We start from the raw sequence: 16904 nt of genomic DNA, 5'->3' as shown, positions 1-16904 counted from the left end.
TTATGCTATCTTATCTCAAGAGAAAGTTGAGGTACTATGGAATACAAATTATTTGATGACTACATCACACTGCAAGCACTTTTCAAAGAACTAAGCATTATTCATAGTGGCGGAGCTATTAAAGGTTTTTTAGCTAACAATACCGTTTTATTCAACGGTGAAGATGAAAAACGTCGTGGAAAAAAACTTCGTCATGGAGATATTATCACAATCCCATCTCAAGAACTTCAAATTACTATCGTGGCTCCTACACAGGTTGAAATTGAAGAACATAAACAACAGATTGCTGAAAAAGCTCGTGTTGCAGCCATTGTAAAAAAAATGAACCAAGATAATAAAAAGAACCAAAAAAGACAGCAACCAAAAGAAAGTAATAAAACTAAACGGAAACCTGTTCGTTTCCCAGGGACCTAATTATGTGGCTTGAAAAAATTGATCTCCAGCATTTTAGAAATTATTCTGAAGCCTCTGTAACTTTTTCTCCCCATCTCAATATCTTTCTGGGACGTAATGCTCAAGGAAAAACCAATATTCTTGAAGCTATCTATTTTCTCGCATTAACACGTAGTCATCGTACTCGTTCTGACAAAGAGCTGATTCAATTTCAGCAAAGTACTCTGAAATTGAGCGGTATTGTCCATCGTCGTAGTGGAAAACTTCCCCTCGAAATTAGTTTATCTAATAAGGGACGCATAACTAAGGTTAATCACCTCAAACAAGCTAAATTATCGGATTATATTGGTCATATGACGGTTGTGCTCTTTGCTCCTGAGGATTTACAACTTGTTAAAGGATCCCCAAGCTTACGACGTAAATTTATAGATATTGATTTAGGGCAGATTAAACCTGTATACCTCTCTGATCTATCCAATTACAATCATGTCCTCAAACAGCGTAATGCCTATCTCAAATCTACCGACAAGGTAGACATTGATTTTTTGTCGGTTTTAGATGAACAACTCGCTGATTTCGGAGCACGAGTTATTGAACACAGACTAGACTTTATCAAGCAACTAGAAGTAGAGGCTGACAAGCACCATAGTCTTCTCTCAAATCAAATTGAGCGTCTTAACATCTCCTATGAATCGAATATATCTTTGCAAAACCACAAAAGTATTCGCCAAGCATTTTTAATTACACTTAGGCAAAATCATAAAAGAGATATCTTCAAAAAGAATACTGGCGTTGGTCCTCATAGAGATGATTTAACGTTTTACATTAATGACATGAACGCATCTTTTGGTAGTCAAGGACAACAACGTAGTTTAATTCTTTCTTTAAAGATGGCTGAAATTGCTCTTATTAGAAATGTAACTGGTGAATTTCCAATTCTTCTCCTGGATGATGTTATGAGTGAGCTTGACAATCACCGTCAACTCAAATTATTGGAGAGTATTGATAAAGAAGTTCAAACTTTCATGACAACAACTTCACTTGACCACCTGACTAATCTCCCACCTGATTTAAAGGCCTTCGTAGTTGAAGCTGGTAGTATTAGCAGAAAGCAAGTCAATATATAGACTTGCTTTCTTATTTTTTATAATTTACACATCTGACAACGTAAATATCTAAACTATGATTGTCAGATGTGTAAATTTTTTGTAAACTTTGGTGTAAAGCAAAAGTACTTATCTCCCGATAAGTACTTTTTTACTTTTAGTGAGCAGAATAGTTAGGAGCTTCATTGGTAATTTGAACATCATGAGGGTGACTTTCAATCAGTCCTGCACCTGACATTTCAACAAACTGAGCTTTGTCATGTAAAGCTTGAATATCTTCCGCACCTGTATACCCCATACCTGCACGGATACCACCAATCAATTGGAATACGATATCAGCAGCAGAACCTTTGTAAGCTACACGACCTTCAATTCCTTCTGGAACAAGTTTATTTGCTTCATTAACCGCACCTTGGAAGTAACGATCACTTGATCCCTTCTTCATCGCTGCAATTGATCCCATACCACGATATGATTTATATTTACGACCTTGGAAGATCTCAGTTTCACCTGGTGCCTCATCGGTTCCAGCAAACATTGAACCAAGCATTACTGCATCACCACCAGCTGCAAGAGCTTTTACAATATCACCAGAGTATTTGATACCTCCATCAGCAATGATTGTTTTGCCGTATTCACGAGCAACATTAGCAGCATCGTAGATAGCTGTCACTTGAGGAACCCCTACACCAGCAACTACACGTGTTGTACAAATTGAACCTGGTCCAATACCAACCTTAACCACATCAACACCAGCATCATAAAGCGCACGCGCACCTTCAGCTGTTGCAATATTTCCTGCAATCAAAGTTCGTTCTGGGAAGTGAGCACGAATTTCAGCGATTTTACGAAGAACTCCTGCTGAGTGACCATGTGCAGTGTCAATAACGATAGCATCTGCACCTGCTTCAAAGAGTGCTTCGGCACGCTCAAATGTATCAGACGTTACACCTACAGCACCTGCGACTAAAAGACGACCAAATTCATCCTTGGCTGCATTTGGAAACTCAATGACTTTTTCAATATCCTTAATAGTAATAAGTCCTGACAAACGTCCTTTGTCATCAACCAATGGCAACTTTTCAATACGATGCTCATGAAGAATACTTTCAGCTGTTTCAAGGTCTGTTCCAACTGGAGCTGTAATCAATTTTTCAGAGGTCATGTGTTCTGAAATGAGTGTATCGTAATCAGAAATAAATCGCATATCACGATTGGTAATAATACCAACCAATTTACGATTATCAAGAGTCTCAACAATCGGAACACCTGAAATACGATAACGTTGCATCAATTCCTCAGCCTCAGCAACCTTATTTTCTGGCGTTAAGAAGAATGGATCAATAATGACGCCATTTTCAGAGCGTTTTACTTTGCGAACTTCTTCAGCTTGTTCGGCAATAGACATATTTTTGTGAATAACACCTAAACCTCCTGCACGAGCAATTGAAATAGCCATCTTGCTATCTGTGACAGTATCCATAGCAGCAGTGATGATTGGGATATTTAATGTCAAATTTTTAGCCAATTTCGTCTGCAAGTTAACGTTGTTTGGTAGAACATGACTTTCCGCAGGAATAAGCAATACGTCATCAAAAGTGTAACCTTTTTTTAAGAATTTAGTGTCCCAATTTGACATTATAATCGTCCTCTTTTCTCAAAGCTTGGAGGTACAAAAAACCCCAGTCTATTTTTTAATTGATAATATCATATCATGCTAAAAAGATTTGTCAACAGATTATCATAAGATTCCTAAGAAATCCTTTTTTTAAAAAAATAGGAACCTTATTGTTCAAGGTTCCTAAAATCATTTAATTAGAAATAATTAATTCCCATAGCTTCTTTTACTTCTGACAATGTTTGTCCTGCAACTTCACGCGCCACTTGACTACCTTTTTCAAGCATACGGAAAACCTCTCCCATATCCTTAGCATATTCTAAACGACGTTCACGAATTGGAGCCAACTCGCGTTCTAAGATTTCTAGAAGATAACGTTTGGTTTTCACATCTCCTAAACCACCTCGTTGATAATGTTCTTTCATCTCAGCAATTGTAGCAGCATCCTCTTCGCGACCAAAGATATCAAGATAATGGAAAACCATATTACCTTCGATTTGGCCTGGATCTTCCACACGAATATGATTTGGATCGGTATACATGCTCATGACTTTTTTACGAACAGTATCTTCATCATCCGACAGAAAAATGCCATTGCCTAAGGATTTAGACATCTTAGCATTACCATCTAAACCTGGTAGACGCCCAGCAGCTTCATTTTCAGGATAAATTCCCTCTGGCTCAACCAAAATATCACAATTATAGGTATGATTAAAGCTACGAACAATTTCACGTGTCTGTTCAATCATTGGCTTTTGATCATTTCCTACAGGAACAAGATTTGCTTTAAAGGCCGTAATATCAGCCGCTTGGGAAATTGGATAAACAAGGAAGCCTGTTGGAATAGATTCTCCAAAACCTTTTTGTGAAATTTCTGTCTTAACGGTCGGATTACGCTCTAAACGTGCCAAAGAAACTAAGTTCATGTAGTACATCGTCAGCTCAGCTAATTCTGGAATTTGGCTTTGAACAAAAATAGTAGACTTTGAAGGATCCAAACCCACAGAAAGGTAGTCTAAAGCGACATTTCCAATTGATTCTTTGATAATTTCTGACTCTTTTGCATGATCCGTAAGGGCCTGTTGATCTGCCAAAAAAACAAACATATTGTATTTGTCTTCGTTTTGTAAAAGTACACGATTCTTCAGACTTCCAACATAATGTCCAAGGTGGAGTTTTCCTGTTGGACGGTCTCCTGTCAATATAATAGGTTTCGTCATATAAATACCTTTCTACTACAAAAAAATCCCCACGCAAAAATATGCGTGAGGGCGTTAATCACTTATGATACGCGGTACCACCTCAATTGACAACTTTTTTTAAAGCTATCATCTCAAATCTTCTCAACAAAGAAGTTGCACGGTAAGGGGTGCCAGTCCTAACGTTTATGTGTTCACGTTAATCATCAAATTTTCTTCAGCCCATTCATTCTACCCTCATACTGGTTCACAGCTACCACCAGCTCTCTACAAGGACGGATAGAACTACTCTTCTGATGACTATTATTCTACATGTTTTTATCCTTTTTTGTCAAGGTTATCTTTCTAGTTTCACGTGAAACACAAGCGTACATACTTTCAAAATAGTCATTGCTTGACGTAAACTAAAAAAGGCTTGATAATAAGAATATCATATCTAGGAGATAATGTATGAAACGTAGAATAATAGATATACTTTTAGTTACAATTGGTTCATTTATAGCTGCAGTCGGTTATAATTCACTTTTAGTTAAAAATCATATTGCCTCAGGAGGTGTAGGAGGGCTAGCTATCAGCTTAAATGCCCTATTTGGTTGGAATAATGCTAACTTCGTATTAGCTACAACCATCCCCTTATTAATTCTATGTTGGTGTTTTCTAGGCCGTGAAGTTTTACTCAAAACATTCTATGGTTCTATCATTTTTCCAACTTTTATTAAATTAACTGAGGGATTACCAACACTTACCAAACAGCCAATGCTGGCAGCCATTTTTGGTGGAATTGTACTAGGATTAGGACTAGGCATAGTCTTCTATGGGAATTCTTCAACGGGAGGAACTGGAATTATCACACAAATTCTTAATAAATACACACCTCTCCCACTAGGAACAGTGTTACTTCTTGTTGATGGGGTCATTGTCGCTATCAGTGCTATCGCCTTCTCTCCTGACACTGTTATGTATTCCATTCTATCGCTTGGAGTTGTCTCTCTTACAATTGACAAAATGATGGTGGGACTCAACTCTTCAAGGAATCTTCTAATCATTTCAAAGAATAGCGAACAAATTATTAACTATATCACTAAGGTAGCAGATAGAGGTGCAACAAAAATACCAGCTCTAGGTGGACATACTGGACAGTCACAAAATATGATTATGACCACCTTATCAACCCATGAGGTTCCAAAAGTCCAAGAAGAAATTCAAAAAATAGATGAAACTGCCTTTATTGTCATTATACCTGCTTCTACAGTTATGGGGCGTGGCTTCAGCCTACAAAAAGACTACCAAAGAGTACCAAATGACTTTATAACTCCCTTATAAAATCAATTGAAATAAAGTCTAATTTCTCGTAAAATAGTACATAAGAATAAAAATAAAGGATAATGTATGCTTAATGTATCGGATGTATCGCTTCGTTTTAGCGATCGCAAACTTTTTGATGATGTTAATATTGCCTTCACACCTGGTAATACTTATGGGCTTATCGGTGCTAATGGTGCTGGTAAATCTACTTTTTTGAAAATTTTAGCAGGTGATATTGAACCCACAACAGGACACATTTCTCTTGGTCCTGATGAACGTCTTTCTGTTCTTCGCCAAAACCACTTCGACTATGAAGAAGAACGTGTTATTGACGTTGTTATCATGGGTAATGAACGACTCTACGATATCATGAAAGAAAAAGATGCCATCTACATGAAGGAAGACTTCTCGGATGAGGATGGTGTTCGTGCTGCCGAACTAGAAGGTCTCTTTGCTGAATTAGGTGGTTGGGAAGCTGAAAGTGAAGCCTCTCAATTGCTTCAGAATCTAAATATTTCAGAAGATCTCCACTATCAAAACATGAGCGAATTGGCTAATGGTGACAAGGTGAAGGTCCTCCTTGCAAAAGCACTTTTTGGTAAACCTGATGTACTTCTACTTGACGAACCGACCAATGGTCTTGATATTCAATCAATCTCTTGGCTTGAGGATTTCTTGATTGATTTTGAAAATACCGTGATTGTCGTATCCCATGACCGTCACTTTTTAAACAAAGTATGTACGCACATGGCCGACCTTGACTTTGGAAAAATTCAACTCTACGTTGGTAATTATGATTTCTGGAAACAATCTTCAGAATTAGCTGCACGCTTGCAGGCCGACCGTAATGCAAAAGCAGAAGAAAAAATCAAAGAACTTCAAGAATTTGTTGCACGTTTCTCTGCCAATGCTTCAAAATCTAAACAAGCGACTTCTCGGAAGAAAATGCTTGATAAAATTGAGCTAGAAGAAATCGTTCCATCAAGTCGTAAATACCCATTCATCAATTTTAAAGCAGAGCGTGAAATCGGTAATGACCTTCTAACAGTTGAAAATCTCACTGTTAAGATGGATGGTGAAACCATTCTTGATAACATTAGTTTCATCCTACGTCCAGGAGATAAGACAGCTATTATCGGGCAAAACGATATTCAAACCACTGCTTTAATTCGTGCCCTAGCTGATGATATCGACTATGAAGGTACAATCAAATGGGGTGTTACAACTAGCCGTTCTTACCTTCCAAAAGACAATTCTAAAGACTTTGCATCCGGTGAATCAATCCTTGAATGGCTTCGTCAATTCGCAGAAAAAGGGGAGGATGATGATACCTTCTTGCGTGGATTCCTTGGGCGTATGCTCTTCTCAGGAGATGAAGTCAAGAAATCTGTCAATGTCCTCTCAGGGGGAGAAAAAGTACGTGTTATGCTCTCTAAACTCATGCTTTTGAAATCCAATGTCCTTCTTCTAGATGACCCTACTAATCACTTGGATTTGGAATCAATCTCAAGTCTAAATGATGGTGTCCGTGATTTCAAAGAATCTGTTATCTTTGCCAGTCATGACCACGAGTTTATTCAAACAATAGCGAACCACATCGTTGTCGTTTCTAAAAATGGCGTTATTGACCGTATTGATGAAACTTATGATGAATTCCTTGAAAATGAAGAAGTTCAAGCTAAAGTCAAAGCACTATGGACTGATTAAACTATAAAGAGATGCAGGTTGGGATATCCCAACCTGTCTTAGTATCATTATGACAAATAAAAAATACTATAAAACATTATTATTTTACCTAGCCGCTTTATTATTGCCAATACTGATCATGGTAGGGGTGCTTTATAGCCAAGATATCTATCCTGGTAGTAGTCAAACCATTTTAACGAGTGATGGTTTTCATCAATATGTGATATTCGCCACTGGTCTTAGAAATATATTACATGGCGACGGGAGCCTATTTTACACATTTACAAGTGGATTAGGTCTCAACTTTTACGCCTTAACCAGCTATTACTTAGGTTCCTTTTTATCACCGCTTTACTATTTCTTTACTGTCAAGCAAATGGCCGATGCCTTTTACTTCATTACAATACTTAAGTTTGGTCTTATAGGGCTCTCTGGTGCCTTCAGTTTTAAGCACCTCTTTACAAAGGTGTCAAGGAGTTTTATCCTTTGTCTTTCTACAGGATTTTCTTTAATGAGTTTTGCTACCAGCCAGTTAGAAATTAACACCTGGTTAGACGCCTTCATTTTAGCCCCCCTCATCATACTAGGTTTACACCTTCTACTACGATTCAATAAACGTGGATTATACTTTATTAGTCTTACCTGTCTCTTTATTCAAAATTACTATTTTGGATATATGATGGCCATTTTCTTAACGCTTTACACCTTAATACAGCTAGTATCTATTAAGGGTTGGAAAAATAAAATAATCCATTTCTTAGATTTTGGTGTAGTTTCTATATTGTCTGGTCTTAGTAGTGCTATAATGTTACTTCCAACACTACTTGATTTGACTACTCATGGTGAGAAGTTTACAAGTGTGTCAAATTTATTGACAGACTCCACTTACTACTTTGATTTCTTTGCTAAAAATCTTATCGGAGCTTACGATACCACTAAATTTGGATCAATTCCGATGATTTACGTAGGACTCTTACCTTTGATTCTTTTTTTACTATTTTTTGTTAGTAACGAAATCAAGCTGTCATTACGTCTAAGCTACTTATTACTTTTCACCTTATTTATTGTTAGCTTCTATATACAGCCCTTTGATTTATTTTGGCAAGGCATGCATGCGCCTAATATGTTTCTCCACCGTTATTCTTGGCTACTCTCTCTACTCAGTGTTCTTTTAGCGGGAGAAACTCTAAATCGAGTCAAAAAGTTTTCTTTATTAAGACTCCTAATGTCTTTCTTAGTCCTAGCTACCGGATTCCTATTAACTTGGATTTTCCGATCTCACTACAGCTTCATTGAACCATCTTCCTGGCTATTAAGCCTTGCTTTTCTCTTGGCCTACGCCATTTTATTTATTAGCTATTATAGACAACAGATTCCTAGAACTATTTTTCAGTATTTCACATTCTTGTTTTGCATCTTTGAGCTTAGTCTAAGTACATACTATGTTATCGGTGCCTTAGGAAATGAGTGGGTATTTCCAAGTCGTGAAGGTTATCTTCGAAATATGTCCGCAATTACAAAACTAGTCTCAGATACCCGAAAAACTAATAAAACTTTTTACCGTACTGAGAGAATCGAGTCTCAGACTGGTAATGACAGTATGAAATTCAACTACAACGGTATTTCTCAATTTTCATCCATTCGAAATACAGCCTCAAGTTCAACGCTCGATCGATTAGGATTTAAATCTGAAGGTACTAATTTAAATCTTCGTTATCAAAATAATACTATTATCGCTGATAGTCTTTTCGGAATAAAATACAATTTATGGAGCTTAAATCTTAATAAGTATGGGTTTTATCAGCTAAACTCTGAGAAGTCCATGAGAATTTATCAAAATAACAATGCTGCCCAGCTTGCTATATTAACTGATGGCGTTTACAAAGACACTCCCTTTACTGTCAACACACTTGACAACCAATCTAATCTCCTAAATGCTCTATCTGGTCTAAATTTAACTTATTTCAAACGAGCCCCCTCGCAACTTTTGGATAAAGATGCTAAATCTTTGAATCAACGTGTAGCCAAACGAAATAGCCACTCAAACAAAGATTCTGTGACAGTAACTTATCAGGTTATTACTCCCCCTCATAGCCAACTATATGTTAGTATTCCTAATATTTCTTGGTCTGATGACAATCCCCACTCACTGTCAACTACTGTAAATGGAGTGACAAAAAGTCAAATAACTGATAATACCTTTGATTTCTTTGATCTTGGCTACTTTGAAAAAGAAGAAACAATTACAGTTGGACTAACGTTTTATGGTAATAAAGCAATATCTTTTGACAATCCTAGCTTCTATGCCTTAAATACTCAAAACTACCAGACCGCTATGGATACCATTAATCAACGGGATGTCAAAGTCACTACAGCAAAAAATAAGGTATTTGCTGATTATAACAGTAAAAAGGAAGCCTCACTATTTTTCACCATTCCATACGATAAGGGATGGACAGCTACTGTCAATAGTAAAAAAGTTAAGATTTACCGATCTCAAAAGGGATTCATGAAGGTTAATATACCTAGTGGTAAAGGAAAGGTAGTCCTTACCTTTGTGCCTTATGGATTTAAATTAGGTTTATTGATTAGCTGCGTGTCAATCCTAACATTTTGTTGCTATGCTCACTTCATCAGAAAATCAAGATTAATCTAAAACTCAAGATACATTATCCTAAAACAGGTATGGAACGACCGTTCCATACCTGTTTATTTTTTAGGTAAATAAAAAAACTCAAGTCATTAAACTTGAGGTGTCTTATCACTCCGCCAGTAGGACTCGAACCTACGACATCATGATTAACAGTCATGCGCTACTACCAACTGAGCTATGGCGGATAAAACTGCTATGTAGCAAAATAGTCCGTACGGGATTCGAACCCGTGTTACCGCCGTGAAAAGGCGGTGTCTTAACCCCTTGACCAACGGACCAATTTTGAGTTAATCATCTCGTTAACACTCTTATTATTATATCAGAGTATTTGATTTTGTCTATACTTTTTTTCAAAAAAAATATTAAATTTTGCTAATTCATTTTGAATTTTAGGTTAGATTTTACAAAGTATTGACATGTTGCTATATATTTTGTAAACTAATAGAGTTGTTGGTCTCATAGCTCAGCTGGATAGAGCATTCGCCTTCTAAGCGAACGGTCGCAGGTTCGAATCCTGCTGGGATCAGATACAAAAAACGCAATCTAGAGTTTCTAGTTGCGTTTTTCTTTTGCCTCAATATATAGAAAATAATTTAAAATAAACAAAGGCAACAACGTCGTATAGAGACTGTATTCATGTAAATAATGAGAAAACCATGTTGATGTCGCCACTCCCACCATAAAAGTAAATATGATAATAGTAGTATAAGATGCTTGTTTAAGTACTTTAGAATCATGTTCATCAATGGCTCGTGCAACAGTTAAAGAGGTATTGGTAATATTACCAGTCATCATAAAGGAGGCATAATTTACCCCTCTGACACGCTTGAAAATACCTACTTGAAGAGAGGCGAAGAAAGCTAATCCCGCGATAGTAATAGTGGAATCTACATATGGAGTGATGATTGCGAGTACTATCATCAATAGAAATGCGAGCCTAATGGCCTGTAAATGCCATCCCCATTTATGGTTAATAAGCCACTTTTTTGCAAAAAAGACAAAAAACTGACCTAAAATAAAGAAAAATATAGGGATAGAGTAACTAAAAGCCCTTGCGATATGACCATCAACGAGATGAATAACCAAATAAAGGAGATTCCCTGTCTGTATACTAGCAAATCGCCCATCTTGAGTATTGTAAGTGTAAGCGTCAATAAAACCACCTATGTAACTGACTAAGGTAGCTACTCGTAAGCCTTCAAAAACACGATAAGACCGTTTTTTCATTTTGAACATGTCTGTTTCCTTCTTCTACTTATGATAGGGACTTCCTTGTTGAATCATGAATGCGCGATAGATTTGCTCAACTAATACAAGACGCATAAGCTGGTGAGGAAAAGTTAGGAGACCAAAACTCATTAATTGGTTAGCTCTTTTTTTGACTTCCAATGACAGTCCCAAACTTCCACCAATAATAAAAGTAATTTCTGAATGGCCTTTAAGAGTGGCCTGCTCAATTTCTTTCGCAAATTGCTCTGAAGGAAATTGCTTACCTTCTATTGCTAAAGCAATAACATAATCACGGTCACCTACTTTAGATAGGATGCGTCGCCCCTCTTTTTCGAGAATTAATTTATTTTCAGACTCGCTTGCATTATCAGGTGTCTTTTCATCAGGTAATTCTATAGACTCAAATTTTGTAAAGCGTCCTAGTCGTTTAACATACTCCGAAATACCATCTTTCAAATATTTTTCTTTCAATTTTCCAACTGTAATCAATTTCACTTTCATAAATTTATTATAGCACATATCCACAATCTTTTAACACCTTATCCACAACTTTCCCTCTTCAACTCTGTCTACTAATCCCTTTAAAACAGCCTATTATCTACACTTATAAAAACTTATCCACAGGTTGTTGATAACTGTTTTTGCTATAACTTTATGATATAATTAAGCTTACTTTGATATGTTTATCAAAAAAGGAGGACTAAACGTGAAAAAATTTAACTGGAAAAAAATAGTAGCACCTATAATAATGCTACTTATTGGATTACTGGGAGGTTTGATTGGAGCCTTTATCCTGTTAACAGCAGCAGGTATATCCTTTACAAATACAACATCAACAGGTATCAAAACAGCTAAAACCGTCTATAGTAACACAACAGATACAACTAAGGCCGTTAAGAAAGTGCAAAATGCCGTTGTTTCTGTTATCAATTATCAAGAAGGATCATCATCAGATTCTCTAAACAATCTTTACGGACGTATTTTTGGTGGGGGTGATAATTCTGATTCCAGCCAAGAAAAATCAAAAGATTCTGATGGCTTGCAGGTAGCCGGTGAGGGGTCTGGAGTCATCTATAAAAAAGATGGAAAAGAGGCTTACATCGTAACTAACAACCACGTTGTTGATGGCGCTAAAAAGCTTGAAATCATGCTTTCAGATGGTTCAAAAATTACTGGTGACCTCGTTGGGAAAGATACTTACTCTGACCTAGCAGTTGTCAAAGTTTCCTCAGATAAAATATCAACGGTTGCAGAATTTGCAGATTCAAACTCACTAACAGTAGGGGAAAAGGCAATTGCTATCGGTAGTCCACTCGGTACTGAGTACGCCAACTCCGTAACTGAGGGAATCGTATCTAGCCTGAGCCGCACTGTAACCATGCAAAATGATAATGGTGAGACGGTCTCAACAAACGCTATTCAAACAGATGCTGCCATTAACCCTGGTAACTCAGGTGGCGCACTTGTCAATATTGAAGGTCAAGTTATCGGTATTAACTCAAGTAAAATTTCATCAACTTCAGCAGTGGCTGGAAGCGCCGTAGAAGGTATGGGATTTGCCATCCCATCTAATGATGTTGTCGAAATCATTAATCAGTTGGAGAAAAATGGAAAAGTAACACGACCAGCTCTAGGAATATCAATGGTTGATCTTAGTAACCTTTCTAGCAGTGCAACTTCTAAATTAGATTTACCTGATGATGTCAAATCTGGAGTTGTTGTTGGCAGTGTTCAAAAAGGTATGCCAGCTGACGGTAAACTCCAAGAAAATGATGTTATTACTGAAATTGACGGCAAAGAAATTACTTCAAAAACAGATATCCAAACAAATCTTTATAGTCATAGTATTGGTGATACCATTAAGGTAACCTTCTATCGTGGTAAAGATAAGAAGACTGAGGAACTTAAATTAACAAAATCTACAGAAGACTTATCTGATTAATCATTGACAAATCTGTCAAAAGACCTTTACAATAATGTAAAGGTCTTTTTGGGAAAGGAACGCTATGTCAGAACAACTCAAAACTTTACCTATACAGGAAATCTATCCTAATCCTTTTCAACCTCGCCTAGAGTTCTCAGATGACGAGTTAACAGAGCTTAGTCAATCAATAGCTGAAAATGGCTTAATACAACCCATCATCGTTCGAAAATCTGATATTATTGGTTATGAACTAATTGCTGGAGAAAGACGTTTACGAGCTTGTAAACGTCTAGGAATGACAGAAATCCCTGCAGTTGTAAAAGAAATAACAGACCAAGATAGCCGTAAACAAGCCATTATTGAAAATTTACAGCGGTCAAATCTAAATCCTATTGAAGAAGCAAAAGCCTATCATAATTTAATTAGTGAGTTATCATATAGCCACGAGGAGCTGGCCAAAGCTATGGGAAAATCTAGGCCATATATTAGTAATGCTCTTAGACTCCTCCAACTACCTAGAGAAATTCAACTGAGTATCGAGCATGGAAAATTGAGTCAAGGACATGCCAGAGCGCTCTTAGCTATTGAAAATCCTGAAAAGCAATTAAACATTTTTCATAAAGTCCTTACTGAAAAGTGGTCGGTTCGTACTCTAGAAAAAAGACTTCAGGAGCTACCTAGAAAGCAAAAACTAAAGAAAGATATACATATAAAAGATAAAGAAAAAGAACTTGAGAAATCACTTGGCCTCCCTGTGACTCTTAGTTATCATAAAAATCACTCAGGGACAATTAAGATACAATTTTCGTCAGAAGAAGATTTTAACAGACTTATCAACAAACTTATTTAACCTGTGAATTTATACGATAAGAAATACACTCTTATCCACAGATTATAAACGTAAAAACCCTTTTAAAATAAAGGGTTTCTTTTTTTATTCACAGACTGTGGAAAACTCATATGCACAATGTGGATTATCTTTTTTAGGTTGTTGATAACCTCAGCTTGCTTCTCTTTTAGACCTGTGGAAAACTTTTTTATTTTATGATAGAATCAGAGGATAAGAATATAAAAGGAGAATTGATGGAATGACAGAAAAAGAGCAATTTTTTTGGAATAAGCTCTTAGAGCTGGCCAAAGAGGAGCTTACACAAGCCACTTTTGATTATTATGTTCTAGATACCAAGCTCATCAAAGTTCAAGATAACGTTGCTACAATTCTGCTTGAAGAGGTCAAAAAACTATTCTGGGAAAAAAACATGCAGTCTGTCATCTTATTGGCAGGATTTGAAGTCTATAATAGTAAAATAGAGGTTGAATATGTCTTTGATGAAGCACTCTTAAATCAAGTGCATCAAAACGTAACCACTAATGACTTCAGCAGTAATAAGGATTTGCAATCTCCTGCTCTTCCTACATTGAACTCAGACTTAAATAGTAAGTATACCTTTGACAATTTTATTCAAGGAGATGAAAATCGTTGGTCAGTAGCTGCATCCTTAGCTGTTGCTGATTCCCCTGGGGCAACTTATAACCCTCTATTCATATACGGGGGCCCCGGTCTTGGAAAGACGCACTTGCTCAATGCCATTGGTAACAAAGTCTTACATGATAATCCTCAAGCTCGCATTAAATATATTACTGCTGAAAATTTCATTAATGAATTTGTCGTACACATCCGTTTAGACAAAATGGATGAACTAAAACTAAAATATCGCCACCTAGATGTCCTCTTGATTGATGACATCCAATCACTGGCAAAAAAATCAACACAAGCTACCCAAGAGGAATTTTTCAATACCTTCAACGTCTTGCACAACAATAACAAGCAAATCGTCTTGACTAGCGACCGTAACCCAGATCAATTAAATGAGATGGAAGAACGTCTCGTCACGCGCTTCAAATGGGGATTAACCGTCAATATTACACCCCCTGACTTTGAAACTAGAGTTGCTATTTTGACCAATAAGATTATGGACTACGATTATCATTTTCCATCTGAAACTATTGAATATTTAGCTGGCCAGTTTGACTCAAATGTCCGTGACTTAGAAGGAGCCCTAAAAGATATTAGTTTAGTTGCTAACGTCCGTCAACTAGATACTATCACAGTAGAAGTAGCTGCAGAAGCCATCCGTGCACGTAAAATGGATGGACCTAAGCTAACTCTCATTCCTATTGAAGATATCCAAACTGAGGTAGGTAAGTTTTATAATGTTACTGTCAAGGAGATTAAGGCGACCAAAAGAACACAAAATATTGTCTTGGCACGCCAGGTTGCCATGTATCTTGCGCGTGAAATGACTGACAACTCTCTTCCTAAAATTGGGAAAGAATTTGGGGGAAGAGACCACTCAACAGTCTTACATGCCTATAACAAAATCAAAAATATGATTTCTCAAGATGACAGTTTACGTATCGAAATTGATACCATCAAAAATAAGATAAAATGACCCTTGTGGATAAGTCAACAAAAAAATTCAGAGTTTTCCACAAGCTGTGCACAAGTCCTATGCCTTGCTAAATCTATGAATTTTGAACTTATGCACAGTGTCCACAAGACCTACTACTACTACTAAAATAATACTAATAAAATAAAGGAGTATCATGATTCAATTTGCGATTAATAAAGCTTATTTCCTACAAGCACTTCATACAACTCGACGAGCTATTTCCTCTAAAAATGCTATCCCAATTCTATCAACCATAAAAATCGAGGTAACTAGTGAGGGAATCTATTTGACTGGTTCAAATGGTCAAATTTCAATTGAAAACAGCATTTCCGTTTCAGAAGAAAATGCAGGTTTATTGATTACCCAACCAGGTACTATCCTTTTGGAAGCAAACTTTTTTATTAATGTTGTTTCAAGCCTACCTGATGTTACCCTTACTTTTGAAGAAATCGAACAATACCAAGTATTACTAAAAAGTGGGAAATCTGAAATTACTCTAAAGGGGAAAGATGTCGAACAATATCCACGTATTCAAGAAGTTGATAGCTTAACCCCATTAATGATGAATACTAAGGTATTAAAATCCATCATTTCTGAAACTTCATTTGCAGCAAGTACACAAGAAAGTCGTCCAATTTTAACCGGAGTTCACTTTGTCCTCTCCAACCACAATGATTTAAAGGCTGTAGCAACAGATTCTCATCGTATGAGCCAACGCCAACTTGTTTTAGAGCATTCTGCAGATAATTTTGATGTTGTAATCCCAAGTCGCTCTCTAAAAGAATTATCAGCAGTCTTTAGTGATGATATTGATAACTTGGAAGTTTTCTTCTCAGCTAATCAAATTCTTTTCCGTAGTGAAACCATCTCTTTCTATACACGTTTACTGGAAGGAAATTATCCAGATACGAATCGTCTCTTGTCAGATTCATTTGAAACTGAGGTTGTTTTTGAAACTGCAAGCCTCCGTTCTGCTATGGAGCGTTCTTATCTGATTTCAAATGCAAGTCAAAGTGGAACAGTCAAACTCGAAATCGTCAATGGTAATGTTAGCGCTCATGTTAACTCTCCGGAAGTCGGAAAAGTTAATGAAGACATTGATGTGCAGGATGTTTCGGGTAGTGATTTGATTATTAGTTTTAATCCAACCTACTTGATTGATGCCTTAAAAGCACTTAAGAGTGAGACTGTACGTGTGCGTTTCATCTCACCAGTACGTCCATTTACTTTGACGCCAGCAGATGATAGTGAAAACTTTATTCAATTGATTACACCTGTAAGAACAAACTAAAATCGAAAAAGTTATCCACTGTGGATAACTTTTTTACTAGAAAGGG

Annotated in this window: 13 protein-coding genes, 3 tRNA genes and 1 other annotated feature; of the genes, 10 read left to right on the top strand and 6 right to left on the bottom strand. The window is 36.7% G+C overall.

Annotated elements, in window-relative coordinates; genetic code table 11:
- The first annotated feature begins 36 nt into the window (after window positions 1-36).
- Window positions 37-414: a S4 domain-containing protein YaaA gene (gene yaaA, locus PCY14_RS07640; protein WP_021152698.1), complete on the top strand. Its 378-nt coding sequence runs from the start codon at window positions 37-39 to the stop codon at window positions 412-414.
- Window positions 415-416: 2 nt separating this feature from the next.
- Window positions 417-1520 (top strand): DNA replication/repair protein RecF, encoded by a 1104-nt coding sequence (gene recF / locus PCY14_RS07635; protein WP_021152699.1) that lies wholly within the window; start codon window positions 417-419, stop codon window positions 1518-1520.
- Window positions 1521-1656: 136 nt separating this feature from the next.
- On the opposite strand, the gene guaB is transcribed toward recF, so the two are convergent.
- Window positions 1657-3138, bottom strand: a complete 1482-nt coding sequence (gene guaB / locus PCY14_RS07630; protein WP_021152700.1) for an IMP dehydrogenase — start codon at window positions 3136-3138, stop codon at window positions 1657-1659.
- A gap of 176 nt (window positions 3139-3314) precedes the next feature.
- The gene (gene trpS, locus PCY14_RS07625; RefSeq protein ID WP_021152701.1) at window positions 3315-4337 is read right to left on the bottom strand and encodes a tryptophan--tRNA ligase; all 1023 of its coding nucleotides are present in this window, start codon (window positions 4335-4337) and stop codon (window positions 3315-3317) included.
- Between the two features lie 44 nt (window positions 4338-4381).
- Window positions 4382-4623: a binding site (T-box leader), on the bottom strand.
- A gap of 143 nt (window positions 4624-4766) precedes the next feature.
- Here trpS and PCY14_RS07620 point away from each other — a divergent pair.
- The 3 genes from PCY14_RS07620 to PCY14_RS07610 all read left to right on the top strand — a co-directional run bounded on the left by PCY14_RS07620 (window position 4767) and on the right by PCY14_RS07610 (window position 9963).
- Window positions 4767-5639: a YitT family protein gene (locus PCY14_RS07620; protein ID WP_008535971.1), complete on the top strand. Its 873-nt coding sequence runs from the start codon at window positions 4767-4769 to the stop codon at window positions 5637-5639.
- A gap of 66 nt (window positions 5640-5705) precedes the next feature.
- A complete protein-coding gene (locus PCY14_RS07615) occupies window positions 5706-7328 on the top strand; it encodes an ABC-F family ATP-binding cassette domain-containing protein (RefSeq protein WP_002887369.1) in 1623 nt (540 codons plus the stop codon).
- A 49-nt stretch (window positions 7329-7377) separates the two neighbouring features.
- Window positions 7378-9963 carry a YfhO family protein gene (locus tag PCY14_RS07610; RefSeq protein WP_293919917.1) on the top strand — a complete coding sequence of 862 codons (2586 nt, stop codon included), beginning with the start codon at window positions 7378-7380 and terminating at the stop codon, window positions 9961-9963.
- Window positions 9964-10071: 108 nt separating this feature from the next.
- Here PCY14_RS07610 and PCY14_RS07605 read toward each other — a convergent pair.
- Both PCY14_RS07605 and PCY14_RS07600 read right to left on the bottom strand, forming a co-directional pair.
- Window positions 10072-10145 (bottom strand) — tRNA-Asn (locus tag PCY14_RS07605).
- Window positions 10146-10166: 21 nt separating this feature from the next.
- Window positions 10167-10238, bottom strand: a tRNA-Glu gene (locus PCY14_RS07600).
- A gap of 174 nt (window positions 10239-10412) precedes the next feature.
- On the opposite strand from PCY14_RS07600, the gene PCY14_RS07595 reads away from it, so the two are divergent.
- Window positions 10413-10486: transfer RNA gene (locus PCY14_RS07595), tRNA-Arg, on the top strand.
- Between the two features lie 26 nt (window positions 10487-10512).
- Here PCY14_RS07595 and PCY14_RS07590 read toward each other — a convergent pair.
- A complete protein-coding gene (locus tag PCY14_RS07590) occupies window positions 10513-11196 on the bottom strand; it encodes a YoaK family protein (protein WP_002887367.1) in 684 nt (227 codons plus the stop codon).
- A gap of 15 nt (window positions 11197-11211) precedes the next feature.
- Window positions 11212-11691 (bottom strand): 23S rRNA (pseudouridine(1915)-N(3))-methyltransferase RlmH, encoded by a 480-nt coding sequence (rlmH, locus tag PCY14_RS07585; protein ID WP_002887366.1) that lies wholly within the window; start codon window positions 11689-11691, stop codon window positions 11212-11214.
- Between the two features lie 205 nt (window positions 11692-11896).
- Between rlmH and PCY14_RS07580 the strand changes: the two genes are divergently transcribed.
- The 4 genes from PCY14_RS07580 to dnaN all read left to right on the top strand — a co-directional run bounded on the left by PCY14_RS07580 (window position 11897) and on the right by dnaN (window position 16858).
- Window positions 11897-13132, top strand: coding sequence for a trypsin-like peptidase domain-containing protein (locus PCY14_RS07580; RefSeq protein ID WP_002887365.1), 1236 nt, complete (start codon window positions 11897-11899; stop codon window positions 13130-13132).
- A 64-nt stretch (window positions 13133-13196) separates the two neighbouring features.
- Window positions 13197-13964, top strand: coding sequence for a ParB/RepB/Spo0J family partition protein (locus PCY14_RS07575; protein WP_021152704.1), 768 nt, complete (start codon window positions 13197-13199; stop codon window positions 13962-13964).
- 238 nt (window positions 13965-14202) lie between these two features.
- Window positions 14203-15567, top strand: a complete 1365-nt coding sequence (dnaA, locus tag PCY14_RS07570; RefSeq protein ID WP_002887363.1) for a chromosomal replication initiator protein DnaA — start codon at window positions 14203-14205, stop codon at window positions 15565-15567.
- Window positions 15568-15721: 154 nt separating this feature from the next.
- Window positions 15722-16858, top strand: coding sequence for a DNA polymerase III subunit beta (gene dnaN / locus PCY14_RS07565; RefSeq protein ID WP_164376596.1), 1137 nt, complete (start codon window positions 15722-15724; stop codon window positions 16856-16858).
- The last annotated feature ends 46 nt before the right edge of the window (window positions 16859-16904 follow it).

Source organism: Streptococcus sp. SV2 (assembly GCF_030440175.1).
GTDB lineage: Bacteria > Bacillota > Bacilli > Lactobacillales > Streptococcaceae > Streptococcus > Streptococcus raffinosi.
This window is presented reverse-complemented; position numbering and strand designations above follow the sequence as displayed.

Excerpts from the sequence above, each read along its gene's own strand:
- yaaA (WP_021152698.1), top strand. The coding sequence starts at position 37 with ATGGAATACAAATTATTTGATGACTACATCACACTGCAAGCACTTTTC.
- recF (WP_021152699.1), top strand. The coding sequence starts at position 417 with ATGTGGCTTGAAAAAATTGATCTCCAGCATTTTAGAAATTATTCTGAA.
- guaB (WP_021152700.1), bottom strand. The coding sequence starts at position 3,138 with ATGTCAAATTGGGACACTAAATTCTTAAAAAAAGGTTACACTTTTGAT.
- trpS (WP_021152701.1), bottom strand. The coding sequence starts at position 4,337 with ATGACGAAACCTATTATATTGACAGGAGACCGTCCAACAGGAAAACTC.
- PCY14_RS07620 (WP_008535971.1), top strand. The coding sequence starts at position 4,767 with ATGAAACGTAGAATAATAGATATACTTTTAGTTACAATTGGTTCATTT.
- PCY14_RS07615 (WP_002887369.1), top strand. The coding sequence starts at position 5,706 with ATGCTTAATGTATCGGATGTATCGCTTCGTTTTAGCGATCGCAAACTT.
- PCY14_RS07610 (WP_293919917.1), top strand. The coding sequence starts at position 7,378 with ATGACAAATAAAAAATACTATAAAACATTATTATTTTACCTAGCCGCT.
- PCY14_RS07590 (WP_002887367.1), bottom strand. The coding sequence starts at position 11,196 with ATGTTCAAAATGAAAAAACGGTCTTATCGTGTTTTTGAAGGCTTACGA.
- rlmH (WP_002887366.1), bottom strand. The coding sequence starts at position 11,691 with ATGAAAGTGAAATTGATTACAGTTGGAAAATTGAAAGAAAAATATTTG.
- PCY14_RS07575 (WP_021152704.1), top strand. The coding sequence starts at position 13,197 with ATGTCAGAACAACTCAAAACTTTACCTATACAGGAAATCTATCCTAAT.
- dnaA (WP_002887363.1), top strand. The coding sequence starts at position 14,203 with ATGACAGAAAAAGAGCAATTTTTTTGGAATAAGCTCTTAGAGCTGGCC.
- dnaN (WP_164376596.1), top strand. The coding sequence starts at position 15,722 with ATGATTCAATTTGCGATTAATAAAGCTTATTTCCTACAAGCACTTCAT.